At 67.4% G+C, this 24,433-nt stretch carries 25 protein-coding genes and 1 pseudogene; 20 read left to right on the forward strand and 6 right to left on the reverse strand.

The annotated features are described in order from the left end of the window. Positions 1-27: 27 nt before the first annotated feature. The 9 genes and pseudogenes from BLV94_RS31975 (at position 28) to BLV94_RS32010 (ending at position 7,889) form a co-directional block, all read left to right on the forward strand. Entirely contained in the window at positions 28-1,194 is a 1,167-nt protein-coding gene (locus BLV94_RS31975; protein ID WP_072936944.1) for a thiolase family protein, read from the forward strand. Positions 1,195-1,249: 55 nt separating this feature from the next. After that, the gene (locus tag BLV94_RS31980) at positions 1,250-2,440 is read left to right on the forward strand and encodes a lipid-transfer protein (protein ID WP_072936945.1); all 1,191 of its coding nucleotides are present in this window, start codon (positions 1,250-1,252) and stop codon (positions 2,438-2,440) included. Between the two features lie 43 nt (positions 2,441-2,483). Beyond that, on the forward strand, positions 2,484-3,386 hold the full coding sequence (locus BLV94_RS31985; protein ID WP_072936946.1) for an SDR family NAD(P)-dependent oxidoreductase: 903 nt from the start codon (positions 2,484-2,486) through the stop codon (positions 3,384-3,386). Then, positions 3,383-3,805 carry an FAS1-like dehydratase domain-containing protein gene (locus BLV94_RS31990; RefSeq protein ID WP_072936947.1) on the forward strand — a complete coding sequence of 141 codons (423 nt, stop codon included), beginning with the start codon at positions 3,383-3,385 and terminating at the stop codon, positions 3,803-3,805. Before BLV94_RS31985 ends, BLV94_RS31990 begins: the two co-directional genes overlap by 4 nt. After that, entirely contained in the window at positions 3,805-4,221 is a 417-nt protein-coding gene (locus BLV94_RS31995) for a MaoC/PaaZ C-terminal domain-containing protein (protein ID WP_072936948.1), read from the forward strand. Before BLV94_RS31990 ends, BLV94_RS31995 begins: the two co-directional genes overlap by 1 nt. Positions 4,222-4,294: 73 nt before the next feature. After that, positions 4,295-5,617: an AMP-binding protein gene (locus BLV94_RS32000; RefSeq protein ID WP_371851526.1), complete on the forward strand. Its 1,323-nt coding sequence runs from the start codon at positions 4,295-4,297 to the stop codon at positions 5,615-5,617. Positions 5,618-5,629: 12 nt separating this feature from the next. Then, a pseudogene (locus BLV94_RS52215) lies at positions 5,630-5,806 on the forward strand (AMP-binding enzyme); the annotation flags it as partial. Between the two features lie 32 nt (positions 5,807-5,838). Further along, entirely contained in the window at positions 5,839-6,990 is a 1,152-nt protein-coding gene (locus BLV94_RS32005) for an acyl-CoA dehydrogenase family protein (protein WP_072936949.1), read from the forward strand. A 14-nt stretch (positions 6,991-7,004) separates the two neighbouring features. Then, positions 7,005-7,889 carry an acyl-CoA thioesterase gene (locus BLV94_RS32010; RefSeq protein WP_072936950.1) on the forward strand — a complete coding sequence of 295 codons (885 nt, stop codon included), beginning with the start codon at positions 7,005-7,007 and terminating at the stop codon, positions 7,887-7,889. On the opposite strand, the gene BLV94_RS32015 is transcribed toward BLV94_RS32010, so the two are convergent. Beyond that, positions 7,822-9,060, reverse strand: a complete 1,239-nt coding sequence (locus BLV94_RS32015; protein ID WP_244163718.1) for a TetR/AcrR family transcriptional regulator — start codon at positions 9,058-9,060, stop codon at positions 7,822-7,824. The two genes, BLV94_RS32010 and BLV94_RS32015, sit on opposite strands and share 68 nt — an antisense overlap. Positions 9,061-9,233: 173 nt before the next feature. After that, positions 9,234-10,322 carry an Lrp/AsnC family transcriptional regulator gene (locus BLV94_RS32020; RefSeq protein ID WP_083395742.1) on the reverse strand — a complete coding sequence of 363 codons (1,089 nt, stop codon included), beginning with the start codon at positions 10,320-10,322 and terminating at the stop codon, positions 9,234-9,236. Positions 10,323-10,423: 101 nt separating this feature from the next. On the opposite strand from BLV94_RS32020, the gene BLV94_RS32025 reads away from it, so the two are divergent. The 3 genes from BLV94_RS32025 (at position 10,424) to BLV94_RS32035 (ending at position 13,426) form a co-directional block, all read left to right on the forward strand. Continuing rightward, complete coding sequence (locus BLV94_RS32025; RefSeq protein WP_072936951.1) at positions 10,424-11,725, forward strand: MFS transporter; 1,302 nt, start codon at positions 10,424-10,426, stop codon at positions 11,723-11,725. A 50-nt stretch (positions 11,726-11,775) separates the two neighbouring features. Next, a complete protein-coding gene (locus BLV94_RS32030; RefSeq protein ID WP_244163719.1) occupies positions 11,776-13,077 on the forward strand; it encodes an amidohydrolase in 1,302 nt (433 codons plus the stop codon). Positions 13,078-13,222: 145 nt separating this feature from the next. Then, the gene (locus BLV94_RS32035) at positions 13,223-13,426 is read left to right on the forward strand and encodes a three-helix bundle dimerization domain-containing protein (protein WP_072936952.1); all 204 of its coding nucleotides are present in this window, start codon (positions 13,223-13,225) and stop codon (positions 13,424-13,426) included. Between the two features lie 18 nt (positions 13,427-13,444). Here the strand turns inward: BLV94_RS32035 and BLV94_RS32040 are convergent, their stop codons facing one another. Together BLV94_RS32040 and BLV94_RS32045 are read right to left on the reverse strand one after the other, a co-directional pair. Continuing rightward, positions 13,445-14,110, reverse strand: coding sequence for a zf-HC2 domain-containing protein (locus BLV94_RS32040; protein WP_244163720.1), 666 nt, complete (start codon positions 14,108-14,110; stop codon positions 13,445-13,447). Then, positions 14,100-14,657 (reverse strand): sigma-70 family RNA polymerase sigma factor, encoded by a 558-nt coding sequence (locus tag BLV94_RS32045; RefSeq protein WP_072937052.1) that lies wholly within the window; start codon positions 14,655-14,657, stop codon positions 14,100-14,102. Before BLV94_RS32045 ends, BLV94_RS32040 begins: the two co-directional genes overlap by 11 nt. A gap of 210 nt (positions 14,658-14,867) precedes the next feature. Here BLV94_RS32045 and BLV94_RS32050 point away from each other — a divergent pair, with 210 nt between their 5' ends. The 6 genes from BLV94_RS32050 to BLV94_RS32075 are packed head-to-tail and all read left to right on the forward strand — an operon-like array spanning position 14,868 to position 18,468. Continuing rightward, positions 14,868-15,368, forward strand: a complete 501-nt coding sequence (locus tag BLV94_RS32050) for a COG4315 family predicted lipoprotein (protein WP_371851527.1) — start codon at positions 14,868-14,870, stop codon at positions 15,366-15,368. After that, positions 15,352-16,473, forward strand: coding sequence for a catalase family peroxidase (locus BLV94_RS32055; protein WP_072936954.1), 1,122 nt, complete (start codon positions 15,352-15,354; stop codon positions 16,471-16,473). The genes BLV94_RS32050 and BLV94_RS32055 overlap by 17 nt, the downstream gene beginning before the upstream one ends. Continuing rightward, positions 16,463-17,059, forward strand: coding sequence for a cytochrome b (locus BLV94_RS32060; protein WP_072936955.1), 597 nt, complete (start codon positions 16,463-16,465; stop codon positions 17,057-17,059). The genes BLV94_RS32055 and BLV94_RS32060 overlap by 11 nt, the downstream gene beginning before the upstream one ends. A 27-nt stretch (positions 17,060-17,086) precedes the next feature. Then, positions 17,087-17,416 carry an ArsR/SmtB family transcription factor gene (locus BLV94_RS32065; RefSeq protein WP_072936956.1) on the forward strand — a complete coding sequence of 110 codons (330 nt, stop codon included), beginning with the start codon at positions 17,087-17,089 and terminating at the stop codon, positions 17,414-17,416. Beyond that, positions 17,416-18,114, forward strand: coding sequence for a cation efflux transmembrane domain-containing protein (locus tag BLV94_RS32070; RefSeq protein WP_072937054.1), 699 nt, complete (start codon positions 17,416-17,418; stop codon positions 18,112-18,114). The genes BLV94_RS32065 and BLV94_RS32070 overlap by 1 nt, the downstream gene beginning before the upstream one ends. A gap of 12 nt (positions 18,115-18,126) precedes the next feature. Next, the gene (locus BLV94_RS32075; RefSeq protein ID WP_072936957.1) at positions 18,127-18,468 is read left to right on the forward strand and encodes a DUF3703 domain-containing protein; all 342 of its coding nucleotides are present in this window, start codon (positions 18,127-18,129) and stop codon (positions 18,466-18,468) included. Between the two features lie 357 nt (positions 18,469-18,825). Here the strand turns inward: BLV94_RS32075 and BLV94_RS32080 are convergent, their stop codons facing one another. Then, complete coding sequence (locus BLV94_RS32080) at positions 18,826-20,175, reverse strand: MFS transporter (protein ID WP_072936958.1); 1,350 nt, start codon at positions 20,173-20,175, stop codon at positions 18,826-18,828. A 151-nt stretch (positions 20,176-20,326) separates the two neighbouring features. After that, the gene (locus BLV94_RS32085) at positions 20,327-22,012 is read right to left on the reverse strand and encodes a class I adenylate-forming enzyme family protein (RefSeq protein ID WP_072936959.1); all 1,686 of its coding nucleotides are present in this window, start codon (positions 22,010-22,012) and stop codon (positions 20,327-20,329) included. Between the two features lie 836 nt (positions 22,013-22,848). Between BLV94_RS32085 and BLV94_RS32090 the strand changes: the two genes are divergently transcribed. Together BLV94_RS32090 and BLV94_RS32095 are read left to right on the forward strand one after the other, a co-directional pair. After that, a complete protein-coding gene (locus BLV94_RS32090) occupies positions 22,849-23,643 on the forward strand; it encodes an enoyl-CoA hydratase/isomerase family protein (protein WP_072936960.1) in 795 nt (264 codons plus the stop codon). A gap of 3 nt (positions 23,644-23,646) precedes the next feature. Continuing rightward, on the forward strand, positions 23,647-24,396 hold the full coding sequence (locus BLV94_RS32095; RefSeq protein WP_208613722.1) for an SDR family NAD(P)-dependent oxidoreductase: 750 nt from the start codon (positions 23,647-23,649) through the stop codon (positions 24,394-24,396). Positions 24,397-24,433: the final 37 nt, after the last annotated feature.

Here is a 24,433-nt window from a genome sequence, read left to right on the forward strand (position 1 = left end):
CGAACCACGCTCCCCGCAGGAGGATTCATGCGTGATGCAGTGATCGTCGACGCGGTGCGCACACCGGTCGGCAAGCGCGACGGGGCCCTGTCCCGGATGCACGCGGTGGCGGTGTCCGCGCACGTGCTCGGCGCCCTCACCGAACGCACCGGACTGGAACCGGGTCTCGTCGACGACGTCATCTGGGGCTGTGTGGGAACACTCGGCATGCAGGCCGGATGCATCGCCCGCTCGGCCGTGCTGGCGGCAGGATGGCCCGAGCACGTCCCCGGAGTCACCGTCGACCGGCAGTGCGGTTCCTCGCAGCAGGCAGTACACCAGGCGGCCGCGGGGGTGATCTCGGGCCAGTACGACATCGCTGTCGCGGGCGGGGTCGAGATGATGAGCGTCGTTCCCCTCGGCGCCGCCGCTCGCGCCGGTGACTACGGACCCATCTACGGACCGCAGGTCCTCGGCCGCTACAACATCGACCGCTACGACCAGGGCCGTGGCGCCCAGATGATCGCCGACGAGTACGGCATCACCCGCACCGAGATGGACCGGCACGGTTTGGACTCGCATGCCCGGGCGGCCGCCGCGACCGACGCGGGCCGGTTCGCCGGCCAGATCGCTCCGATCGAGGTCGTCGACCCCGGTGGCAGCACTCGGATCTTCGACACCGACGAAGGGATCCGCCGCGGGGGCACCCTGGAGAAGCTCGCGACGCTGCCGTCCCCGTTCGCCGAGGACAGTGACATCACCGCGGGCAACGCGTCGCAGGTGTCCGACGGCTCGGCCGCACTGCTCGTCACCACCAGCGAGATCGCCCGCAGGCACGGCTGGCGTCCGATGGCCCGTATCCATACCGCGGTGGTCACCGGCACTGATCCGGTGACCATCCTCAAAGGCCCCATCCCGGCGACGGCCCTCGCACTGAAGAAATCCGGGTTGACGCTCGACGAGATCGGCACCTTCGAGATCAACGAAGCGTTCGCGTCGGTGTCGCTGGCGTGGCTGCGTGAGACCGGCGCGGACTACGCCCGCATGAACCCCAACGGCGGGGCCATGGCCATCGGGCACCCGGTCGGCGGATCCGGTGCCCGGCTGATGACGACGATGGTCCACCACATGCGCGCCGAAGGCCTCCGCTACGGACTGCAGTCGATGTGCGAAGGCGGGGGCATGGCCAACGCCACCATCCTCGAACTGCTCTGACACGCGCAGGCATACGCGCACAACCCCTACCTCCCCAACGAACTGGAGTACAGAAATGAGTCGCAGAGTCTTGGTCGCAGGCGTCGGCATGGTGCCGTTCGCCAAACCGGGAAAGAGTGAGGACTACTTCGACATGGGCGCGAAGGCGATCCGCGCCGCCCTGTCCGACGCCGGTCTCGGGTACGAGACGGTCGAACAGGCCTTCGCCGGGTACGTCTACGGCGATTCGACGAGCGGGCAGCGTGCGATCTACAACGTCGGAATGACCGGTATCCCGATCGTCAACGTCAACAACAACTGTGCGAGTGGATCTTCGGCGCTGTGGCTGGCGCGGCAGGTCGTCGAGTCCGGTGCCGCCGAGTGCGTCCTCGCTGTCGGATTCGAACAGATGCGGCCCGGACCGCTGCTCAACGCGTGGGGTGATCGGCCAGTTCCGATGGGCAGGCACCTCGAGGTGCTCGACCGCACGTACGGTGTCGACCGGGACAATGCCTCCAACGCCATGCAATTCTTCGGCGGTGCGACGCAGGAGTACTGCAAGCGCTACGGAGTGTCCCCGGACCTGTTCGCGAAGATCTCGGTCAAGTCCCGCAAGCACGCCGCCAACAACCCGTACGCGGTGTTCCGGGACCCGGTCACCGAGCAGGAGGTCCTCGACTCGCCTGCACTGTACGGCGGGCTCACCCGCCTGCAGGCGTGCCCTCCCACGTGCGGGGCCGGCGCGGCGATCGTGTGCAGTGACGAGTTCGCCCGTAAGCACGGCATCACGCCGACCGTCGCGATCGCCGCGCAGGCCCTGTCGACGGACTTCCCCGACCTGTTCACCGCCGACGACATGCTCAAGGTCGTCGGTGCCGACATCACCAAGGCGGCAGCCGCCCAGGTGTACGAAACCGCGGGCGTCGATCCCCGCGACATCAAGGTCGTGGAACTGCACGACTGCTTCTCGATCAACGAGGTGCTCTGCTACGAGGCGCTGGGTCTGGTCGAGGAGGGCGGCTCGGAGAAGTTCATCCTCGACGGCGACAACACCTACGGCGGCCGCGTGGTGGTCAACCCCAGCGGCGGGCTGCTGTCGAAGGGCCATCCACTCGGTGCGACCGGGCTCGCGCAGTGCGCCGAACTGGTCTGGCAGCTGCGCGGTACGGCCGACGCCCGGCAGGTCGACGACGTGACCGTCGCCTTGCAGCACAACCTCGGGCTCGGTGGGGCCGGGGTCGTCACCCTCTACGAAAAGGTTTCCTGACCAGCCCCGGTCAGTTCCGCACCCTATTTTGAAAGGCAAGACAATGGGACAATTGGACGGACGCGTGGCGATCGTCACCGGCGCCGGCGCCGGCATCGGCCGCGAGCACGCCCTGCTGATGGCGGCCGAAGGAGCGAAGGTGGTCTGCAACGACCTCGCCGACGCCCACAGCACGGTCGCCGAAATCATCGCGAACGGCGGTCAGGCGGTGGCGGTCGAAGGCAACATCGGCGACATGGCCGTCGGCGCGGCGCTCACCGACGCCGCGGTCGACTCCTTCGGCGATCTGCACGTACTGGTCAACAACGCCGGCATCATTCGCGACGCGATGATCTGGAACATGACCGAACGCGACTTCGATGCAGTCGTCAACGTTCACTTGAAGGGCACGTTCTCGGCCACCCAGGCGGCCGCACGCTATTGGCGCGCCCGGTCAAAGGAAGGCGTCACGGCGGACCGCTCGATCGTCAATACCAGTTCCGGCTCCGGCCTGCACGGCAACTTCGGGCAGTGGAACTATTCGGCGTGCAAGGCCGGCCTTGCCATCCAGGTCGTGAACGCTTCCCGCGAGCTGGGCAAGTTCGGGGTTCGTGCCAATGCGATCGCACCGGTGGCCCGTACCGCTCCGGTCGCCGCCACTCCCGGCATCAGCGAACTCGTCGGTGAACCGGTCGACGAGGACGTGTTCGACCGCTACAACCCGAAGAACATCTCCCCGCTGGTCGCCTACCTGGCCACCGAGTCCTGTGACTTCACCGGTCAGACCTTCGGCGTCTACGGCGGATACGTCGGGCTGTACGCCGGCTACTCGATCGCGCACGAAGTCCGCGCGGACCGGCAGTGGGATGTCGACGAATTCGCGACGGTCATGGGTTCGGACACGTTCCCCCGGTCCGTCGAAACCCGTCGCGCGGGAATCCCTCCGGTGCAAGGAGCAACCAAATGAGCTACGAATTCCCGCTCGACTACAGCAAGGTCCGTGAGTTCGCGCGGGCGGTCAAGACCGACGACGCCGCCCACACCGGCACCGCACCGGTGATCCCGCCGACGATGCTGACCAGCGGCCGGATGATCTGGGAACCGGCCGAGCAGTCGGGCTTCGTCAAACTCGGATTCGACCGCCGCCGGATCCTCCACGGCGAGGAGGAGTACGTCTTCCACGGACCGCTGCCCCGCGCGGGACAGACCCTCACGGCCGACACCCGCATCGGCGAGAGCTTCGAAAAGCCCGGCAAGCGCGGCGGGGTGATGACGTTCGCGAAGATGATCACCGAGTTCCGGGACGACAGCGGCCGGCTGGTGGCCATCCAGAACAGCACCATCATCCAGACCGCGACCACGGGCAATTCGGAAGGGAGCAAGTGATGACGACCGTATCGACCACACCGGTGATCGGCCACCAGGCCCCGCCGCTGACGTACCCGCCGCTGACCCGCACCGACTTCGTCAAGTATCAGGGTGCATCCGGCGACTTCCACCCGCTTCACCACGACGAGTCGTATGCACTGGAGACCGGCTTCCCGTCGGTGTTCTCGGTCGGCATGCTGCAAGCGGGCATGCTCGCCAGCTACGTCACCGACTGGCTGGGGGTCGAGAACCTGCGCCGCTTCAAGGTGCGGTTCGCCGAGAAGGTTTGGCCCGGTGACGAACTGACGTGCTCGGCGAGAATCGTCGACGTCTTCGATGCCGAGGACGGTCGCCGGGCGAGGATCGAGATGACCTGCGCACGTCAGACCGGGGTGAACGCACTGGTCGGCGACGCGGAGTTCCTGCTCGACTGACCACGGCGGGAGATGCGCACGCCCGCTGCGCCCCGACCCCCCACCGACACAACTGCCGAGGAGAACGTGAGCCATGCACCTGACACACCTGTTGCACAAGGCGGTTCAGCAACAACCCCGTCAACCGCTGACCGTGTACGGTGCACGCGAACGCACCGCCGGTCAGGTCGCCGAGCGCGTGGCGCACCTGGCCGGTGCGTTGCGGGAGCAGGGGGTGCGACCGGGAGACCGGGTGTGCATTCTCGCATTCAACTCGGACCGCTACTTCGAGGCACTGATGGCTACCTGGTGGCTCGGTGGGGTGGTCACCCTCCTCAACTGCCGCTGGTCCCCGCGGGAGGTCGCCGATGCCGTCACCGATGCGGGCAGCAGTTGCATCCTCGTCGACGAGGACTGCATGCCGCTGATCGCAGGCCTGGCAACAGGTCCCGTGATCGTCCACGTCGGTGACGGCGAAGCACCCGCGGGCACGGTGGGTTACGAGGATCTCATCGCGGCCGGTCCAGCGGTGGACGACGTGCGGGCCCACGGCGACACCCTCGCCGCCCTCATCTACACCGGCGGCACCACCGGCACAGCGAAAGCCGCCATGCATTCGCACCGTTCGCTGTCCACCGCCATCCTCGGCAGCATGGGTTACGCCCGTTCCAGCGAACCTGACGGCTCCACCTTGGTGATGGCCCCGCTGTTCCACATCGCGGCGCTGCTCGGCACGATGGCGCAGGCTCTCGTCGGCGGCACCCTGGTGTTCGCGAATCGGTTCGAACCCGGCGAAGTGCTGCGTCTGCTCGGCAGGCACCGTGTCACGACCATGACCTCGACACCGGGCATGCTGCAACTGCTCCACACCCACCCCGGCTTTCCCACCGCAGACACGAGTTCGATCTCCACGATCGTCTACGGGGCGGCCCCGATGCCCGAGGCCGTCCTCGCCCGGGCCATGGCGGCCTTCCCGAACGCCCAGTTCGTGCAGGGCTACGGGATGACGGAAACCGCCGTCATCGCCTCACTGCTCGGTACCGACCACCGACTCGGGGGACCCCGCCTGAAGTCGGCTGGGCGCGCCACCCTGCACGCAGAAATCATCATCGGCGACGAAGCGGGACACGAGGTTCCCCGCGGAACCGTCGGGGAGATCCTCACCCGCGGCGACAACATCATGCTCGGATATTGGAATCGGCCCGAGGAAACCGCGGCGGCATTGCGCGGTGGATGGCTGCACACCGGCGACCTCGCCTACATGGACGACGAGGGTTACCTCGTCATCGTCGACCGTGCGAAAGACATGATCATCACGGGCGGAGAGAACGTCTACTCGACGGAGGTCGAGAACGTGATCTGTCACCACCCCGCGGTCCTGCGCTGCGCCGTGATCGGCGTTCCGGACGAGCAATGAGGGGAGCGTGTCCACGCGATCATCGTCCCGAAACCCGGGCAGAGCATCACGATCGACGGCATCCGCGCACACGTCAAGACCAGCCTCTCCGGCTTCAAAGCGCCGCGCACCATCGAACTCGTCGACGCACTGGCCACCACCGCCACCGGCAAGGTCGACAAGCGCGCACTCCGTCACCACCACACCTGAGGAGCCGACGTCGTCGGCCGAGGAGCTTTCCCATGAAGCGCACAATTTTCAACGACGAGCATCACGACTTCCGAAGAATGTTCAGGAATTTTCTGGACAGGGAGGTGGTGCCCGAGTTCCCCAAGTGGGAGCAGCAGGGTTACGCACCGCACGAGTTCTACCGCAAGCTCGGGGCATTGGGCGTGATGGGCTTCGACATCCCGGTCGAGTACGGCGGAGCCGGCCCCACCAGCTATAAGTTCATCACCATCATGACCGAAGAAGCCGCCCTCGCCGGTGTCTCCCTCGGAAACTACGGCGTCACAACCGGAATCGTCCTGCCGTACCTGCTGGCACTCGCCGACGACGAGCAGAAGCGGCGCTGGCTGCCCGGCTGCGCAGCCGGCGAAACGGTGATGGCGGTGGCGATGACCGAGCCCGGCACCGGATCCGACCTCGCCGCCATCCGCACCACCGCCCGGCGCGACGGCGACCACTACGTCCTGAACGGTGCAAAAACGTTCATCACCAACGGATCCCAGTCCGACCTCATGGTGACGGTGGCGCGCACCGCTCCCGTGGACGCGGACGATCGGCGGGGTGGTCTGTCCCTGTTCGTCGTCGACACCACTTCGGACGGATTCGAGGTCGGCCGCCGACTCGACAAGATCGGCCTGAAATTCAGCGACACCTGTGAGGTGTCGTTCAGCGACGTCCGGGTCCCCGCGTCCGATCTGCTCGGCGAGGAAGGCGCCGCGTTCTCCTACCTCGGTAACAACCTGCCCCGCGAGCGTCTCGCCATCGCGGCAGGCGGGTGTGCCACCGCCCGCGCTGCGATCGAGCACACCCTCGCCTACACCCGCGACCGGCAGGTGTTCGGCAAACCCGTCGCTGCGTTTCAGAACACGAAGTTCGTGCTCGCCGAATGCGCGGCCGAACTCGAGGCAGCGCAGTCCATGGTCGACAAGGCGATCGAACTCGACGACGCGCACCAACTGTCCGCCGTCGACGCCGCCCACTGCAAACTGTTCAGCACCGAGATGGCCGGTCGCGTCATCGACAAATGCCTGCAACTGCACGGTGGCTACGGATACATCCTCGAATACCCGATCGCTCGCCTCTACGCCGACACCCGGGTGTCGCGGATCTACGGCGGCACACGCGAAGTGATGAAAACGATCATCGCCAAGTCCCTCGGACTGTAGGAGACGACCACGTCATGCACGACGTCCTGCACCTCGACAATCCACACCCGAACACTTTTCTCGGCATCTGTTCCGCCGGCGGCCGCGGCCGGGCCTACGGCGGGCACATCGCGGCGCAGGCGTTGCTCGCCGCGCACCGGACGGTGGCAGCCGAGCGGGCCGTGCACTCACTGCACGGCTACTTCCTCAGCATGGGGCGCCCCGGCGAGCCGGTGCAGTACGACGTGCACCCCGTGCGTGAAGGCGGCACCTACGCGTTGCGGCAGGTGAGCGCACGCCAACACGGAAACGAAATATTCACGCTCACAGCATCCTTCAAGACGGCGGAGACGGACACGGACCGGCACGTGCAAATGCCACCGGCGCCCGATCCGGCGACGCTGCCCCCGCACAGCGCGGCCGCGGACCGGTTGTGGTCCGGCATCGACCCCTCCTCGCCGATCCGGCGGGTGGTGGACGTACGCCCCGTACTGGGAGACACCGACGACGGCATCGACGCCGTCGAACACGGCGGGCAACGCCGGCGTATGTGGTTCCGGATCCGCCCGGACATGCCGGACGATCCCGCCCTGCATGCCGCGGCGTTGACGTACTGCTCCGATCTGACGGTGGCCCGCACGGCCGCGCTCGGGCACCTCCGCGCCACCGGGACGGCAGGCACCCCGGCGCAGACCCTGTACCTCGCCTCACTCGATCATGCGATCTGGTTTCACCGACCCTGCCGCGCCGACGCCTGGCTCCTGTTCGTCCACCACAGTCCGACCTCGGGTGACGGCCGGGGACTGACCACCGCTCAGGTGTGGACACGCGACGGCGCCCTGGTTGCCACCGTCAACCAGGAGGTTCTTCTACGTTCGCGTCGGCCGGCTGCGTCACCGGCACCTGTGCTCGTCCCGTAACGGCGGCGAGGTCGTCCGGTGCCGAGGTGTCGAGCAACATGGCCATGCCGATCTCGGCGAGTCGATCCGCCAGATCGACGCGGCTACGGAAGCGTCCGGTTCGTGCGGCGTTGGCCACGACGGTCATGACCGCACTGATCGTGATCAGCGCCTGCGCCTCGTCCAGTCCCGGACGGACCGCGTCGAGGACCCGTGCCCACAGATCGAGGTAGTCACGCTGCTCCTGCACGCACGCCCTGCGGACGTTGTCCGGGAGGTGGCTGAGTTCGGTGGCCATCACACCGATCAGATGACTGTCCTCGAGCACGAACGCGATGTGTGCGCCCAGTAGGTACGTGAGCGCCTGCCGGGGGTCGCCGGCGCGCGTCAGGGCTTGGCGGGCGGCCAGGGCGCGTCGATCGAAACCTCGGGTGATCGCCGTGACGAGGAGATCGATCTTCGCGTCGAAGTGGTTGTACACGTTGGGCCCGCTCATCCCGCACGCCTCACCGATGTCCTCGTTGTTCACGGTGTGATAGCCGCGTTCGTCGAAGAGCCGGGTCGCTTCGGTCACCAGTTGTTCTCGCCGCGACAAGGGAATCGCTATTCCCGCGTCCGGTCGGGCCGCGTCCGGTGCACCGGTGCCCAGGGGACACCGTGCGACACGTTCGGACAGCCCCAGCAGTACCGCTTCCATGCGGCGTCGCGGCAACGTGAAGCGGTGGCCGGAGACGCTGCCGAACACCGCGAGGACCGAAACCCCGAGCAACTCGCAGTCGGCGGCGGACAGGTCCGCCCGATCGCCGGCAACCAACCCTGACACCCGCGAGGTCACCGCTCGCAGTCGGGTGCGCAACTCCGCCCGCGGCTCGTCCTCCAGATAGCGCGCTTCACGCTGCCACAGCACGGGCAGGCCCCGGCGTCCTGTCGAGGTCACCGACAGCGTCGACAACAGCGAATCCAGGTCCTTCGAACCGTCCACCGATTCCTGGAGGGAGTCCAGGCCGGCGAGAACGGCGTAGTAGAGCAGGTCGTGCTTGTTCCGGTAATGGCGGTACAGGGCGGACGCCGCGATGTCGACCTTGGTGGTGACATCGGCGACCGATACATTGTGGTAACCCTGCTCGCGGAACAGTTCACTCGCGGCAGCGAGGATCTGTTGCTTGCGGTCGCCAGGCCGACGAGTAGCCACAATCGATCCCTTCCCGAAATCCTCCGATGATGATGTCGAGTGCTCATTATGGCACTTTCACAAGCTCGTATGAACTGCGATGTGCTGGCCGGTGGATGGCGTTGGCAGCGGTTACGCGGGGTTCTCTCTGCCGGGTCGTGGGCTCGGCGGTGCGGCCGAATCCATCGTGGTCCCTACATCTCCAGCGGGATGTGCTCGGCGGCGGTGCCGTCCGCGTTGAGCAGCTGACCCATGCGTTTGACGGTGCGCAGGGTCACGGTGCGCGCGGTGATGGTCAGGCCCGGGATCCGCTCACCGAAGTGCCCCTCGAGCCGGGCGGTCTCCTCCGCCGAGCGTGACCACACCGACACGAGGAGGTTGCAGTTTCCGGTCACCGCGGCGCACAGGCGCACGTCGGGGAGGGCGGAGAGCTCGCGCGCGGCGTCGTCGAGACGATCGGCCGGCACGTTCATCCGGTAGGTGGCGAGCAGCCGCCAGCCCGCGAGCTGCTGGGCGAAGTCGCAGCGGAAGAGGATCTCGCCCTGGCGGATCATCCGCTGCAACCGGCGTCGCGCGGTCGGCTCGGCGATGCCGGTGACGGCGGCGAGTTCGGCGTAACTGCGGCGGCCGTCTCCGCCCAGTGCCCGGAGCAGGACGAGGTCCGGGCTCGAGGACGCATCCGGGTGCGTCCACGCCGGACGCGGGCCGAGCTGTGCGCGCTGGTCCCGGTCCAATGCGCGCACGCGCCAACTGCTGCCCTCCCGGTACCCGCGCAGCGACACCCGGGTGTTCACCGACAGCGCCCCGTCGTGTGCGCCGAGGGTGTGACTCAGGAAATGCGCGAGCGCGGCGGGTCCGCGCGTCACGACGCTGAGGAACAGATCGAAGTCTCCCGCCACCTGCTCGAGACTGAACACTCGCGGATCGGAGACGAGCTGGTCGGTCAGCGGCTCGATCGCGCCGGGACTGCAGCGGACTTCCACGTATGCGACGCAGTGATCGTCCGACGGCGCCGGATACGCGGTGACCCAGGACAGCCCGAGTTCCGTCAGGCGGTGCCAGCGGCGTGCCGCGGTGGTCGCCCCGATGCCCAGTGCGGTGCCGACCTGTGACCAGGGGGCACGTGGACTGGTCTGGAGGGCGTCGATCAGGGCCAGGTCCAGCTCGTCGAACGGTGGACGCCCACCCGTCGAGGATGCGTCCTCGCCGCGTCGGCTGTCGGATTCCGGCGTGTCCGACGGTGTGGTGACGGAATCCTGCGTTCTCGTTCTCGCGACCCTCATGGTTCCTAGTCTTCACCCAGTGCGCGGCGGCCGTGTCGGAGGTGCCGAGGCGTCGACTTGGTGTGTCGGTGATTCGCCGACCCTGTCATCCGGGAGAAACTGTGAAACATCCACCAGAAGTGCACCGCGCCAACGCCGATCGGACCCCACTGGACCGGGCCGCGCGGATCACGGTGATCCTTCTGTTCGCCGCGTGGGTCGTCGATTACATCGATCGCCTCGCGATCAACCTCGCACTGCCCTCGATCGGTGCCGAGTTCGGTCTCGGCCACACCCAGCAGGGCATGGTCATCTCCGCGTTCTTCCTTTCCTATGCGCTGTGCCAGATTCCCGGCGGTCTGCTCGCCGACAGGTTCGGTTCCCGACGGGTGGTCTCCTGGTCGCTGCTGATCTGGTCCCTGTTCACCGCCTTGACCGGCACTGCCTGGGCGTTCGCCGTGCTGCTGGCGATTCGGTTCGTGTTCGGGGTGGGGCAGGGGGTGTATCCCGCGGCGGCCATGAAGGCGGTCGCCGAACGCACCGCGCCGGGACAGCGAATGACGGCGACCGGGTGGGCGCAGAGTTCCAACGCCTTCGGCGCGGTGCTCGCCCCGCTCATCGCGGCGCCGATCATCGCCCTGTGGGGCTGGCGGATGTCGTTCTTCGCGATCGCCGGTCTGGGAGTTCTGGTGTGGGCGGCGATCCAACTGTGGCTGCCCGCCACGTTGCCGCAGTCCGACGACACCGAGGTCCGACCGGACCAGCAGGGCGGATTGCGGGCCGTGCTTGCCTCGGGCGTCATGTGGCGGTTCACCCTGATGTTCTTCGGCTACGGCATCATCGTGTGGGGCCTGAATTCCTGGATCCCGTCCTATCTCCAGACCGAGCGCGGCATCTCGCTCACGGGTTCCGGGTTGCTGTCCGCGATCCCCGCCCTGGTCGGTGGCGTCGCGATCATCTTCGGCGGCAAGCTCATCGACCGTCTCGGCGGCCGGCATCGACTGATCGTCTTCCCCGCGATGACGGTCTGCGCGGTGTGCATCCTCTTCCTGAACCGGGTGACGTCGCTGACCGAATTCGTCGCGCTCCTGTCGCTGGCCACCGCTTCCGCCACGCTGTGCTACATGCCGATCTTCGCGATACCCATGCGCACCCTGCCTGCCGGGCTGGTCGGCACCGGGTCGGGAATGATCAACTTCGGCGGTCAGGCCGCCGGATTCGTCACCCCGATGGTGATGGGCGCGTTGGTCGATCGCTATTCCTACACCGCCGCGTTCGCCTTCCTCGTCGTCGGCGCCGTCCTCGCGGGCGCGTTCGCGCTGGGAACACCGCAGCGTCCCCACGCTTTCAGTGCAGCCGTTTCGCCCCGCGAGCCACAACGCCGGCCGACACCGACCACGACGGCCGGCTCCGAGATCAGGTGACGTCCGCTCCGAGCGAAACCGCCCAGCCACGACAACGTAAGGACACCACCGTGACCGAGTTCTCCCAGACCGTCGTTCTGCCTCCCGGTACTCCCGCCCAGGCCGGCCTGGCGGTACTGCTGCCCGCACTCGCCGACCTTTACCGCGATCTGCACGCCCACCCCGAATTGTCCATGCAGGAGACCAGGACCGCGGACATCGTCGCGGCGGTGCTGCGCGCACAGGGCTGGGACGTCACCGAGGGCGTCGGCCGGACCGGCGTCGTCGGTGTGCTCCACAACGGCGACGGGCCCGTGGTGCTGCTGCGCGCCGACATGGACGGACTGCCGGTCCGCGAGGACACCGGCCTCGACTACGCCTCCACCGACACCGGGATCGATCCCGACGGGGCGACGGTGCCAGTCATGCACGCGTGCGGTCACGACGTGCACGTCACCTGCCTGCTCGGCGCCGCCGCGCTGTACGCCGCGGACCGCTCCCTGTGGCGCGGCACCCTCGTGGTGGTCTTCCAGCCCGGCGAGGAGACCGCGCAGGGCGCCCGGGCAATGGTCGACGACGGTTTCGTCGAGCGCTTCCCCCGTCCGGACGTGTGCCTGGGCCAGCACGTCGGGCCGTTCCCCGCCGGGGTGATCGTCACCCGCCCCGGAACATTGATGGCGGCCGCCGACAGTTTCCGGATCCGGCTCTTCGGCCGCGGCGGGCACGGTTCGGCGCCGGAGCACACGGTCGATCCCATCGTCATGGGCTCGGCCGTGGTGGGGAGACTCCAGGCGGTCGTGTCGCGTGAGGTGGCCGCCGGCGATTCGGCGGTGGTCACCGTGGGTTCGTTCCACAGCGGCCACAAGGAGAACATCATCCCCGACGAAGCGGAACTGAAGGTCAACGTCCGCACCTTCGATCCGCAGGTGCGTGACCGGGTGCTGCCCGCGATCCGCCGCGTCGTCGACGCCGAGGCCACCGCTTCCGGGGCGCCGAAGGAGCCGGAGTTCAGCCCGCTCAACGACTTCCCGCTGACGGTCAACGACGAGGCCGCCACCGAGCGGGTCGTCACGGCACTCGCCGGCGCCTTCGGTTCGGACCGGATGCTGCCGATGCCACGTCCACTCGCCGGCAGCGAGGACTTCGGTGTGTTCGCCACCGCCGCCGGATGTCCCTCCGTCTTCTGGCATTTCGGCGGCGCCGACCCCGCGGCGTTCGCCCATCTGGACCTCACCGCCACGGCGTCCCTGGCACTGCCCGAGGGAGTGCCGACCAACCACTCGCCGCAGTTTGCCCCGGTGATCGACCCGACCCTCGAGACCGGGGTCCGGGCACTGCTCGCCGCGGCGGCCGCCTGGAACGCGGCGAGCTGATCCGCCGAGCGCACCTCGCGCGGGGCGGGCGTCGTCTATCTCACACTCACGCAAGTTTAATTTTCAACTTTAGTCGTGTGAAGATCGAGTGACACGGAGGTCGCGAGATGGAGTGGCCCCGGAATTCCCAGGGGAGAGGGCGATCATGTCCGTTGACGAAGAGCGACGTCAGGTCGAGTTGGTCGTCGACCGGCTTGCCGTGGAGCACGCCGGCGTCCCACGACACACGGTCGAGCAGATTGTGCACGACGTGCATGCGGCCTTCGGCGTGGGGGTGGTGCGCGATTTCGTTCCGCTGCTGGTCGAACGGTCCGCGAAGCGGAAGATCGCCGCTCTCACCAGTTTCTGACGCACGATCTCCGCGCTGTCACGGGTGCAGCGGTGCCTGCAGGATGGCGGTGTCGTCGCCGGGTGCGCTGACGCCGAGCATGGTGGCGTCGGACATCGGAAGCGCCACGGCGAGGTTCATCGACATCTTCCGGTCGCCGCCGGCGATGAAACTGCCTGCGTTCATGCGACTTCCGTCGGGTCGTTGCAGCCAGACGTTGTAGGTGCTGCCCTGGGGGAGTCCGGTGACGTCGAGGCTGATCCCGGTTCCCCAGGCGCGGTTCTCCACCCGAGCGGACGCCTCCACACCCGCGGCGGGCGCGGTGAAGGCCACCGGCTGTCCGGGCGGGGCGCTCGGGACGAGGGTGCGGAGGAAGAATCCACCGGTGAGCAGGCCGAGAGCGGTGACGGCGGCCGCGGCGACGACCGCGATCCGGCGGTGACGTCGCCGGCTGCGTTCGCGGTCGAGCGTCGCGAGGATCGTGCCGGGCAGTGCGGGGGACGGCGCCGGCGGCGGCTCGAGGAGCCGGTCGGGGTCCGCCTGCCCCAGGACCGAGGCCACCGGGGTCAGCTGGATCAACTCGGCCCGGCAATCCGGGCATCCGTCCAGGTGGGCGCGTAGCGCCACGGCTTCGTGGTCGTCGAGGCGCCCGAGCGCGTACATGCCCAGCAAGGTGTGCATCTGTCGGCAGCGATCACTGGTCACCGTGCCACCCCATTTCTTCCAGTACGAGTTTGAGCGCCTTCAGCCCGTAGTACACCCGACTGCGCACGGTGCCCACGGGGATGCCGAGTTCCGCTGCGACCTCGCTGGTGGGCCGGTCGCGCAAATGAATCTCGACGAGTACGACGCGGTGCTGTTCGGACAGTCGCCGCAGTGCCTCCTCGACCTGCAGTCCCACCAGCAACTGTTCCAGCGGGCGCTCGGGCACGGGAACGTCGGGCGGCTCGGTGTCGGCGAGCTGGGGCCGGGAGGCCCGCGCCCGGCTCGCGTCGATCACCACGTTGCGGCAGATGGCATACAGCCAGGTCCGGACGGTGGAACGCTGCGGGTCGAACCGGTCCGCGCCGCGCCAGGCGCGGAGGAACGTCTCCTGGACCACTTCCTCCGCGCGTCCCCGGTCCCCGAGTGAGCGGTAGGCGAGGGCGAACAGTTCGCCAGCGTGATCGTCGTAGACGGTCCGCAACACCGCGTTGTCGGCCAAATTCCCGACCGACTCCTCCGCCCGCTTGCGCGACATGCGTAGCCGCACGACCTCACCTCCTGCAACACCGGAAATGTCGTCGGCCCGTCCGACGTCCACCAGGGTGTACGGACGTGAGTGCCGCGGCGTTCACCGTCGATTCTCACACCAGCGTCTTCGTGAAAGTTCGCGGCCGTCGTGAACGCGGCCGGCCGGCGGTCCGTACTCCCCGGCGTCGTCCGCGATCGGCGGGCGGAAACAGAGGAGAACGGAGATCTGATGATCGCGAAGCACACGATTATCGCGGTGGCCTGCGCGGGCGCTGCGGTTGCCCTGATGTCGGGCTGCAGCCAGGCGACCGAGGCCCCGGCCGCTGCGGCGGATGCGCCGACGAGCGCTGCCCCGGACACAGCGCCGGCGACCGGCGCATCGGATGCGGCGACGACGCTCGGCACGCGAGAGACCGCGCTCGGCACCGTGCTGACCGACGGTGACGGCTTCACGCTCTACCGCTTCGACGAGGACACAGCCGACCTGGTGCGGTGCGTGGGCCCGTGTGCCGAGATCTGGCCGCCGACGCCCGGCACGCCGTCGCCACGCCCGGACGCCGTCCTGCCGGGCACGGTGGGCACCACGACGCGCCCGGACGGCGTCGAGCAGGCCACTTATGACGGTCATCCTCTCTACCGGTTCGCGAAGGACTCCGCCCCGGGGCTGACGAGCGGCGACGGGGTCAAGGGCACGTGGCACGTGGTGACGGTCGATGCCGCGCACGGGTGACGGCCACGAACCCTCCGTCGGTGGTCGTTCGGACACCACCGTCACCCGGCGCAGCGCCCTGATCGGTCTGGCGGCGGTCGGTGCGATCGCCGCCGTGGACGTCGGCGGGTTCCTGTTCGCCGGCGGCCGGCTGACCCCGCACACCGTCACCCCGTCGCGGTTCGTCGATCGATTCGAGCAGGTCTTCGGCCGGCACGAGGGGTTCCGGCGCAACCACGCGAAGGGGGTGAGTGCCACCGGGTGGTTCACGGCGACCGGTGCGGGGTCCGCGGTGTCCACGGCGAGCGTCTTCCGGGCCGGCGGCCGCTACCCGGTCACCGGACGGTTCTCGTTATCGGGTGGGTTGCCTACCGCTGCCGACGCCGTCGACACCGTGCGCGGTCTGGGGTTGCTGTTCCGGTTGCCCGGGGGAGAGCAGTGGCGGACCGCGATGATCGACAGCCCGGTGTTCCCCGACCACACGCCGGACGGTTTCCGTGATCGGCTGCTCGCCTCGAAGAAGGTCCCGGACACCGGCAAACCCGATCCGGCCGCGATGGCCTCGTTCCTGGCACGCCATCCCGAGACAGCGGCGGCGATGGACATCATCCGGCGACAGCCTCGCACTTCCGGATTCGGGGACAGCACATTTCACGGGCTCAATGCGTTCCGGTGCACCGACCGATCCGGGGCCACGGTTCCGGTGCGCTGGAGGCTGGTGCCGGAGCAGCCCGTCCGGCATCCCGGCACCGAGGAGGGCGCCGGCCGCGACTACCTGTTCGACGCCCTCCTCCGCGAGGTCACGCGAGGACCCCTGCGTTGGCGGATGATCCTCACGCTCGGGGAAGCGGGGGACCCGACGGACGATGCCACCAGACCGTGGCCGGCAGACAGGAAGTCCCTCGACGTCGGCACGCTGACCGTCGACGCGATCGACACCGAAGCACCGGGCAACGCGCGGGACGTCAACTTCGATCCGCTGGTACTGCCGAACGGCATTGCACCGTCGGATGATCCATTGCTCAGTGCACGGTCCGCGGTCTACGCGGAATCGTTCAACCGACGGTCCGGTGAGCCGAAATCGCCGAGTCGAGTCAACGTTTCGGAGGTGCCCGATGAGCGATAGCCGGACCGAGCGGCCGACCCGGTATGCGTTCACGTCGCGGTTGCTGCACTGGACGATGGCGATCCTGGTGATCGCCCAACTCTTCCTCGGCGTCGCGATGGTGGCGTCGTTGGACGCCTACCACCTGTTGCGGACGGTGCATCAGCCGCTGGGGTTCGCGATCCTCGTCCTCGCGATCGTGCGCATCGGCAACCGGATCCTCCACCGGCCGCCGCCGTCCGCCGGGATGCGGCCCGCCGAGCGGATGGTCGCGACCGGGTCGGAATACCTGCTCTACGGACTCCTGGTGCTGCAACCGGTCACCGGGTGGGCGATGCTGTCGGCGGGCGGGTTCCCGATCGGGCTCACCGCGCAGCTGAGTCTGCCCGCGATCGCTCCCCGCGATCCGGATCTGTACACAGTGCTCCGGCAATCCCACACCGTGCTCGGGTACCTGCTGTTCGCCGCGTTCACCGCGCACCTGTGCGCCGTCCTGTTCCACACGTTCGTCCTGCGTGACCGGATTCTCGGCCGGATGACGATGGGGCGCCGAGCCCGGCCCACCCAGCCGCCGCAACGACAAGATCAAGAGTTCAGAGTTTCCTGAATACAGGAATCGCTGTATCGTCGGGGCATGGAGATGTTGATCCATCGCGACGCGCTGGCCCGGTTCGGCTACGCGCTGTCGGACACGACGCGCACGCAGATCCTGCTGAGCCTGCGGTCGGGGCCCGGGTATCCGTCCGAACTGGCCGAACAGATCGGGGTGTCGCGCCAGATCCTGTCGAATCACCTGGCCTGCCTGCGTGGTTGCGGCCTCGTCGTCGCGGCGCCGGAGGGGCGGCGCACGCGGTACGAACTGGCGGATCCGCGGATCGGGCGCGCGCTCGACGACCTGATCGGCCTGGTGCTGGCCGTCGATCCGTCCTGCTGCCCGGACCCCGAGACGGACGGATGCTGCTGATGGCGTCGGAACTCGGAATGCCCGCCACGCGTCCGGCTCTCACCGCGGGGCGGCGGCAGGTCCTGGGGCGGCGGATCCGGTGGTTCGTGGCCGCGACGATCAGCTACAACGTGCTCGAGGCGATCATCGCGCTGAGCGAGGGCGCGCGGGTGTCGTCGACCGCGCTGATCGGGTTCGGTCTCGACTCGGTCATCGAGGTGTCCTCCGCGGCGGCCGTCGCCTGGCAATTCGCAGGCAAGGACCCGGAATCGCGGGAGCGGGTGACGCTGCGGATCATCGCGTTCTCGTTCTTCGCGTTGGCCGCGTACGTCACGGTCGACGCCACCCGATCCCTCTTCGGCATCGGCGAGGCGGAGCACTCGGTCGTCGGGATCACGCTGGCGGCAGTCAGTCTCGCGATCATGCCGGTGCTGTCGTGGGCACAGCGGCGCGCGGGGCGCGAACTCGGTTCCCTCTCGGCGGTCGCCGATTCCAAACAGACCCTGCTGTGCACCTACCTGTCCGCCGTCCTGCTGGTCGGCCTGCTGCTCAACTCCCTGTTCGGGTGGTCCTGGGCCGACCCGATCGCCGCCCTGGTCATCGCCGCGATCGCCGTCAAGGAGGGGATCAACGCGTGGCAGGGCGACACCTGTTGCCCGGCGCCGGTCACCACCTCCGGTGCCGGCGCCGGTCCTGCCTGCGACTGCTGCGACGACTGAAAGGATCATGCGATGGCCAGGATTGCCGACACCGCGCGCACCGTGTACCGCCAGGAGATGGTCGCGGCAAAGGCTGCCGTGTATCCGGAGGTGTGGTGGCACCACCTCGAACGCGCGCACATCGCGTCCCAGCCCGACCCGTGGCTGCACACCTGCACCCACGTGGCGATGTTCGCATCGGCTCTGCGGCAACGTTGTCGACGGGAGGCGCTCGGGCAGGTGGTGCGGATCATCGTCGCCACGCCGGGTTCGCTCGCCGGCCGCTACCCGGAGGGCAACACCGGCCGCGCCTCCGCCGGGCTCATGACACCCATGCCGATTCCGGCCGATCTGGCCTCCGCGCTGGCGCGGTAATCCGCCGGTTCGAGATGCGAACCTCTCGGACAATTCGCACCGCATCGTCGATCCGTGGGTGCTCGCAGAACGCGCCGATGCGTGAACAGTCATGTCACCCCCGAGACATCCATTGAAATTCGAGGTCTCAGCATGGCACACGCCGGTGACACGTGGGGACCGCAGAATTCACCGCGAGCGATCTGCCGTGTGCTGATTGGGGCAGCAAGTCAATCAGCCCTGTCCGATTCCCCGTCCGCCCGCGTCGCCCGGGCTCGAGCCAGGGCGACGCGGGCGCGTCACGAGTGGGCCTCCGAGCGCGGTGGCCTGGTGTGCTGCCTCACGGTCGTGCCGAGACGTCGGTGGTGGAGGTTTGGGTCAGCTGTCGGTCGGATCGGGATCAGAATCAGGGGTGGTCCGGCCGGTGAGCCTACGTACGTCCCGTTCGGGGTTGATCAGGAAGAACGAAATGATCGCTCCAATGATCAGCATGATTCCGAGGCCCATGAATCCGCGGGAGTAGCCCTCGAGTGGTGAGGTGCCGGCGTCGTTGACCAACTTCCCCAGGACGAGCGGGGCTAGGATGCCGCCCACGCTGTATACCGCGATGACGACCGCGATGATGGTTCCGCGCTGCTTGGGAGGTGTGACGTCCGATACCGCTGTCCACGCGACCCCGTTCGAGGCGGCGACCAGCGAGGCGCCTATCGAGATCAGCGCGATCTGGAGTGGACCGCGGTCGAGCATCGAGAATGCGATTGTGCTGAGTCCGCCGGCGATGATGAGCCCGGAGGCGAGACCGCCTCGCGCCCAGCGGTTGCTCACTCCGCGCTTGGTGAGCATCCGGGAGGTAAATCCTGCCGCAACGATAAAGATTGCGGCCGTCAGGTATGGCAGTGTAATCAGGTTACCGGCGGTCGTTGCGTCGTAGCCGAGCCCGTCTCGCAGGTACAGCGGCAACCAGCTGACCTTGAGGGCGGTGCTGCTGTAGGAGACGAAGAACAGTACGCACAGCCCGATTACGGTGCCAGAGGTGAGCAGTAGACGGTAGGGAATGTGTTCGGGGGCGGTGGTGGTGAGGCTGTCCGACTCCGTGTGATCGGCGTCGGCGACCGCTTCGTGACCGGACCTGCCGAACATCACCCAGAGCGCGATCCAGCCGAGTCCGGCGAGGGCGGTGACCAGGAAGGCTGCGTGCCACGAGTGATGGATGACCAGGGCGGTGATCACTGGTGCGGCGAGGATGGGTCCGAAGCTCGTGCCTGCGACGACGATTGAGCTCGGCAGTGCCCGCTTCTCGGCCGTGAACCAACTGTGCGCTACCGTGAGAGCCATTGCTGCGGTGGGGCCTTCGGCGAATCCGAGGAGGATGCGTGTGGCGATGAGTGTGGTGAAGCTTGTGCTCCACACCATCGGCAGTAGTGCGATTACCCATAGCGATGCGGTGCCGGCGAGTAGCCAGCGCGCCGGCACTTTGCCGACGAGCATGCCGCCGACGATCGCGCCGACCGCATACAGCCAGAAGAAGCTGCTTTGGACGAGGCCGAACTGTTGTTTGGTGATTCCGAGATCTTTGATCATCTCGACACCGGCCAGGCCGACGATGGCCTTGTCGGCGAAATTCATGAGGGTGAAGAGGAAGAGAAGGCCGACGACGAGCCAGGCCCTGGATGGGCCAAGTGTGGAAAACGGTGAGCGCGTGGCGGTCACCTGCGTTGAGACGGGCATGTGTTGGTCTTCCTGTCGATTCGGAGGGGTGGCGGCTGTGCGGTGTGGGGCTGGGGCGATGGGGAGCCGGGGGTGCGGTGTGGCCGATCGGCGGCGGTGGGGATCAACGGCGATCGTGTGGTCGGCTCTCGCCCGGGTGCCTCGGTTCGCGTCAGGTCGAGAGAAATTCTCGCAGTGCGGATTTGAGGACCTTTCCTGTGGGTGAGAGCGGTAGGTCCTCGACGAAGTGCACCTCGCGGAGGCGTTGGTATGGCGCGACCCGATCGCCGACGTGGTGCATGAGATCGTCCGCAAGCACGGGGCCGGGTTGTTCCGACGGGTGCGGTACGACGAACGCGACCGGGATCTCGTCGACGTCGGCGCGTGCGATTCCGACGACTGCACTGCGGGCCACTGCGGGGTGGGTGCCGAGTATCTCCTCGAGGTGGGCGGGGTAGACGTTGTATCCCTTGTAGATGATCATGTCCTTGACGCGGCCGATGATGAAGAGGTGTCCTTGCTCGTCGAACCGCCCGAGGTCACCGGTGCGCAGCCAGCCGTCGCGGAACTGCTGGGCGGTCAGTTCTGGGTCCTGGTGGTAGCCGTCGGTGACCTGTGGGCCGCGCACCCAGATCTCGCCGGTGCCCCCGACGGCGGCGATGGGGACGCCGCTGTCGTCGCGAAGCTCCACCTCGGTGCCCACGACCGGCAGGCCGGCGCTGCCGGCGGGTGAGTCGGCCAGGGTCACCGGAGGTTGCATGACGACCGTGCACGTCGCCTCGCTCAATCCGTAGACCTGCATGACCTCGGCGTTGGTGAAGACGGTTCGGAGCCGGGCCAGCGTGCTGGTGTCGACCGGGGCGCCGCCGCACGAGATCGAGATGACGGAGGATAGATTCCTCAGAGTCACCTCCTCGCTTGCCAACAGCGCATGATAGAAGGCAGTGGAGCCGGAAAGTTTGGTGACGCCGTACGTTTCGATATCGGCGAGGTAGCGATCCGGGTCGAACCGGCCCTCGACGACAACGCTGATACCGAGCATGGTGTTGGTGCACTGGTTGATCAGGCCCATGCCGTGGAAGTAAGGGGACACCTGGGCGACCACGCCACGTCCGAGTTCTTCGGTGTGCTGGTGGCGTGCTCCCTCGATCGGCCGGAGTGAGAAGAGTCCGTTGTCGTCGAGGTCCGGCTCGACACTCGAGCGTCGGCGGGCGGCCTGCAGTATGTTGCTCACCAGATTGCGGTGCAGTACCCGCACGCCCTTGGATTGGCCGGTGGTACCCCCGGTGAGTTGCAGGTGTGCAACGGAATCGGGGTCTACCGGTCCGTCGTCGAGTGGGTCTGCTGCGAGCAGCTCGTGCCAGGGTGTGGTGGTTTCGGCTGGTCCGCCGGAGTCTGGGGCGGGTGCGGCAGCCGTGGCCGGAACGGTGATGCAGAGGCGAATCTGCGGTGGCAGATCGGAGATCACGTTCGCGGCGCACGACGGATGCGTGATCACCCCGACGGCGCCGAAGTGCTCGAGTTGGCGCCGCACGACCTCGGCGGGTTGCGCCGGGTTGACGGGGCACGCGGTGGCGCCTGCACCCAGGATCGCGAAGTACGCGACTGGGAACCACAGTGTGTTGGGCAGGTGGAGGGCGATGAGGTCACCGCGGCGCACTCCCTGTGCGCGTAATCCGGCGGCGACGCGCAAGGCGTGGTCGTGTAGTTCGGAGAAGGTAAGCGTGAGCTGGCCGTCCCGCAGTGCGATTCGTTCGGGGTAGGCGCGTGCTGCGTGGGCAAGCACGGCGTCAAAGGCGATCTTCGGGAAATCCAATTGCTGTGGCAGCTCCATTTCCGATCGACCCGGAAGTGGCATGACTTCTCCTCGTGTACGTGCCAGGGAATGACGCGACGCGGATTCTGCGGATGCGGTTCGACCGGCAATGTTCGACGCGTGCCAGCGGGTGTGCTGGCGGTAGCGCCAAAGATACGCCCTGATTCCGTAAAACTGAAGACCCATTCACAGAAGATTTTCACAGTGCCGGAAGCGCAGCGATACTGGATGCGACGACCGGTTGTGCGGGACCGACTTGAGGGCCTTTGCGGGACCGGGCCCGCGACTGTGCGTGGGTATATGGGTTTGACATGCGGTTTCGGCGGCAGAGGCTGCACCGCTGAATCCGGCATCGATCTGCACTGAGATCGGTCGGTCGACGTGGAGCGCGGTGGGACCGGGGTCGGGGAAGTCTAGGAAATAAGTAAATTCGGTACACCCCAGGCATCGATTCCGGGTGATTCCTGTGGTGTCTGGGGGTGCTGCAGCCCTGGTCGTGACCGACGTGGAGGCGTCAGTGGCAGTGGCCGACGGATGTTATCCGGCTCGATGTCGAATGGACGCGGGCGTGGCTCGGGTCTGGCGGCGGCTCCGTGACCCCGGTGGGCGCCGCGTGAGATCCGTCGGGTCGCCCCGCTCGGATACGTCCACAAAGCGAATACCTGAACGCATCGTCGGAACAAGTTTCATTGACATACGCTTGAGATATGGAGTAGTAAATAAATATCGACTAGCCACAGTGACACCTCCGCTGACGAGCGTGTCCGATGGTAGTTGGTGTCCGCGCGGCCATTCGAGCAGGCGAACGGCAACGGTCCTGCATCCAGGCGGCACAGATGTGTGCCTTGTCCTCACGCCACCGATCTGTTGGGAGAATCATGAGTACGTCCGAGGTCTACAAGAACTACGAGTACCTGCTGTTCGAGCGCACCGGTGGGGTGCTCACCGTGCGGTTGAACCGTCCGGAGGCCTACAACGCGGTCAACCGTCATCTGCACACCGAGCTCTCCCGTGTGTTCGCCGACATCCGCACCGACCGGGAGACCCGTGCGGTGGTCATCACCGGTGAGGGCGCGGCGTTCTCGGGTGGTGGTGATTTGAAAAACGTCGCCACGGGTGCCGGCGAGAGGCTGGACAACACCTTCACCGAGGCCCGCAAGATCGTGATGGACCTGCTCGAGCTGCCGCAGCCGATCGTCGCGGCGGTCAACGGTCCGGCGATGGGATTGGGCGCCACGTTGGCGTTGCTGTGTGACGTGGTGTTCGCGTCGGATCAGGCGAAGTTCGCCGATCCGCATGTCCGGGTGGGTGTCGGTGCCGGTGACGGGGGCATCGTGATCTGGCCATGGTTGGTCGGGATCAACAGGGCCAAGCAGTATCTGATGACCGGTGATGCGATGTCGGCTGCGGTGGCGGAGCGAATCGGGCTGGTCAACGAGGTCGTTGCCGCCGACGAACTGCTCGGCACCGCGCATGCGTTCGCCACCCGGCTGGCGGAGGGTCCGCAGCGAGCTATCCGGGGCACCAAGTCGGTGCTGAACATCATTCTTCGCGACACCGCGAACATGGTGCTCGACCCGAGCCTGATGATGGAGAAGGAGTGTTTCGCGGCCGGCGATCACGTCGGTCCGGTGGCAGCCTTCCTCGAGCGCAAGACCGCGAAGGTGGGCTAGCTGGTGGACAGGCTCACAGGTCGCGTTGCCCTGGTGACCGGCGCCGCCGGCGGAATCGGCAGTGCCACCGCGCAGCGTCTCGCCCGCGAGGGCGCACGCGTGATCGTCACCGATGTGCGAGAACCGGAGGCGCGTCGCGTCGCCGACGAGATCACCGCGAGCGGCGGGCAGGCCATCGCACTCGCCCATGACGTCACCGATGCGGATGCGTGGCAGCACGTGATCGACGTGGCCGAAGTGGAATACGGCGGTCTCGGGATCCTCGTCAACAACGCCGGCATCGGCAACTTCGCCGGGGTCGAGGACATCACGATCGAGGAGTACGAGAAGGTCATCGCCGTCTCTCAGACCAGTGTGTTCCTCGGGCTGAAGTTCGCGGTTGCGGCCGTGAAGGCGTCGGGTCACGGGTCGGTGGTCAACATCAGCTCGATCTGTGGCGTGGCCGGCACCACGGGCCGGTCGTTCAGCTATCACGCTGCCAAGGGTGCGGTCGGTCAGATGACGAAGAACACCGCGATCCGCTGGGCGCAGGAGGGGGTGCGCGTCAACTCCGTGCATCCGGGTTACATCGGCACGCCTGGTGTTCTGGCCAAGGGTGATGACGTCGTCGCGGCGCTCGTCGCGACCACCCCGATGGGCCGTCTCGGCGATCCGGATGAGATCGCCTCTGTCGTGGCGTTTCTCGCGAGCGACGACGCCTCCTTCGTGACGGGTGCCGAGATCCACGTCGACGGTGGATTCCTGGCCCGCTGACGCGCGGACCACGAATGCCGTCGCCACAGCGACGAGA

It is taken from the genome of Rhodococcus koreensis (assembly GCF_900105905.1).
GTDB lineage: Bacteria > Actinomycetota > Actinomycetes > Mycobacteriales > Mycobacteriaceae > Rhodococcus_F > Rhodococcus_F koreensis.

Coding starts and splice junctions, on each gene's coding strand:
- BLV94_RS31975 (WP_072936944.1), top strand. CDS start 28: ATGCGTGATGCAGTGATCGTCGACGCGGTGCGCACACCGGTCGGCAAG.
- BLV94_RS31980 (WP_072936945.1), top strand. CDS start 1,250: ATGAGTCGCAGAGTCTTGGTCGCAGGCGTCGGCATGGTGCCGTTCGCC.
- BLV94_RS31985 (WP_072936946.1), top strand. CDS start 2,484: ATGGGACAATTGGACGGACGCGTGGCGATCGTCACCGGCGCCGGCGCC.
- BLV94_RS31990 (WP_072936947.1), top strand. CDS start 3,383: ATGAGCTACGAATTCCCGCTCGACTACAGCAAGGTCCGTGAGTTCGCG.
- BLV94_RS31995 (WP_072936948.1), top strand. CDS start 3,805: ATGACGACCGTATCGACCACACCGGTGATCGGCCACCAGGCCCCGCCG.
- BLV94_RS32000 (WP_371851526.1), top strand. CDS start 4,295: ATGCACCTGACACACCTGTTGCACAAGGCGGTTCAGCAACAACCCCGT.
- BLV94_RS32005 (WP_072936949.1), top strand. CDS start 5,839: ATGAAGCGCACAATTTTCAACGACGAGCATCACGACTTCCGAAGAATG.
- BLV94_RS32010 (WP_072936950.1), top strand. CDS start 7,005: ATGCACGACGTCCTGCACCTCGACAATCCACACCCGAACACTTTTCTC.
- BLV94_RS32020 (WP_083395742.1), bottom strand. CDS start 10,322: ATGAGGGTCGCGAGAACGAGAACGCAGGATTCCGTCACCACACCGTCG.
- BLV94_RS32035 (WP_072936952.1), top strand. CDS start 13,223: ATGTCCGTTGACGAAGAGCGACGTCAGGTCGAGTTGGTCGTCGACCGG.
- BLV94_RS32050 (WP_371851527.1), top strand. CDS start 14,868: ATGATCGCGAAGCACACGATTATCGCGGTGGCCTGCGCGGGCGCTGCG.
- BLV94_RS32055 (WP_072936954.1), top strand. CDS start 15,352: ATGCCGCGCACGGGTGACGGCCACGAACCCTCCGTCGGTGGTCGTTCG.
- BLV94_RS32060 (WP_072936955.1), top strand. CDS start 16,463: ATGAGCGATAGCCGGACCGAGCGGCCGACCCGGTATGCGTTCACGTCG.
- BLV94_RS32065 (WP_072936956.1), top strand. CDS start 17,087: ATGGAGATGTTGATCCATCGCGACGCGCTGGCCCGGTTCGGCTACGCG.
- BLV94_RS32070 (WP_072937054.1), top strand. CDS start 17,416: ATGGCGTCGGAACTCGGAATGCCCGCCACGCGTCCGGCTCTCACCGCG.
- BLV94_RS32075 (WP_072936957.1), top strand. CDS start 18,127: ATGGCCAGGATTGCCGACACCGCGCGCACCGTGTACCGCCAGGAGATG.
- BLV94_RS32080 (WP_072936958.1), bottom strand. CDS start 20,175: ATGCCCGTCTCAACGCAGGTGACCGCCACGCGCTCACCGTTTTCCACA.
- BLV94_RS32085 (WP_072936959.1), bottom strand. CDS start 22,012: ATGCCACTTCCGGGTCGATCGGAAATGGAGCTGCCACAGCAATTGGAT.
- BLV94_RS32090 (WP_072936960.1), top strand. CDS start 22,849: ATGAGTACGTCCGAGGTCTACAAGAACTACGAGTACCTGCTGTTCGAG.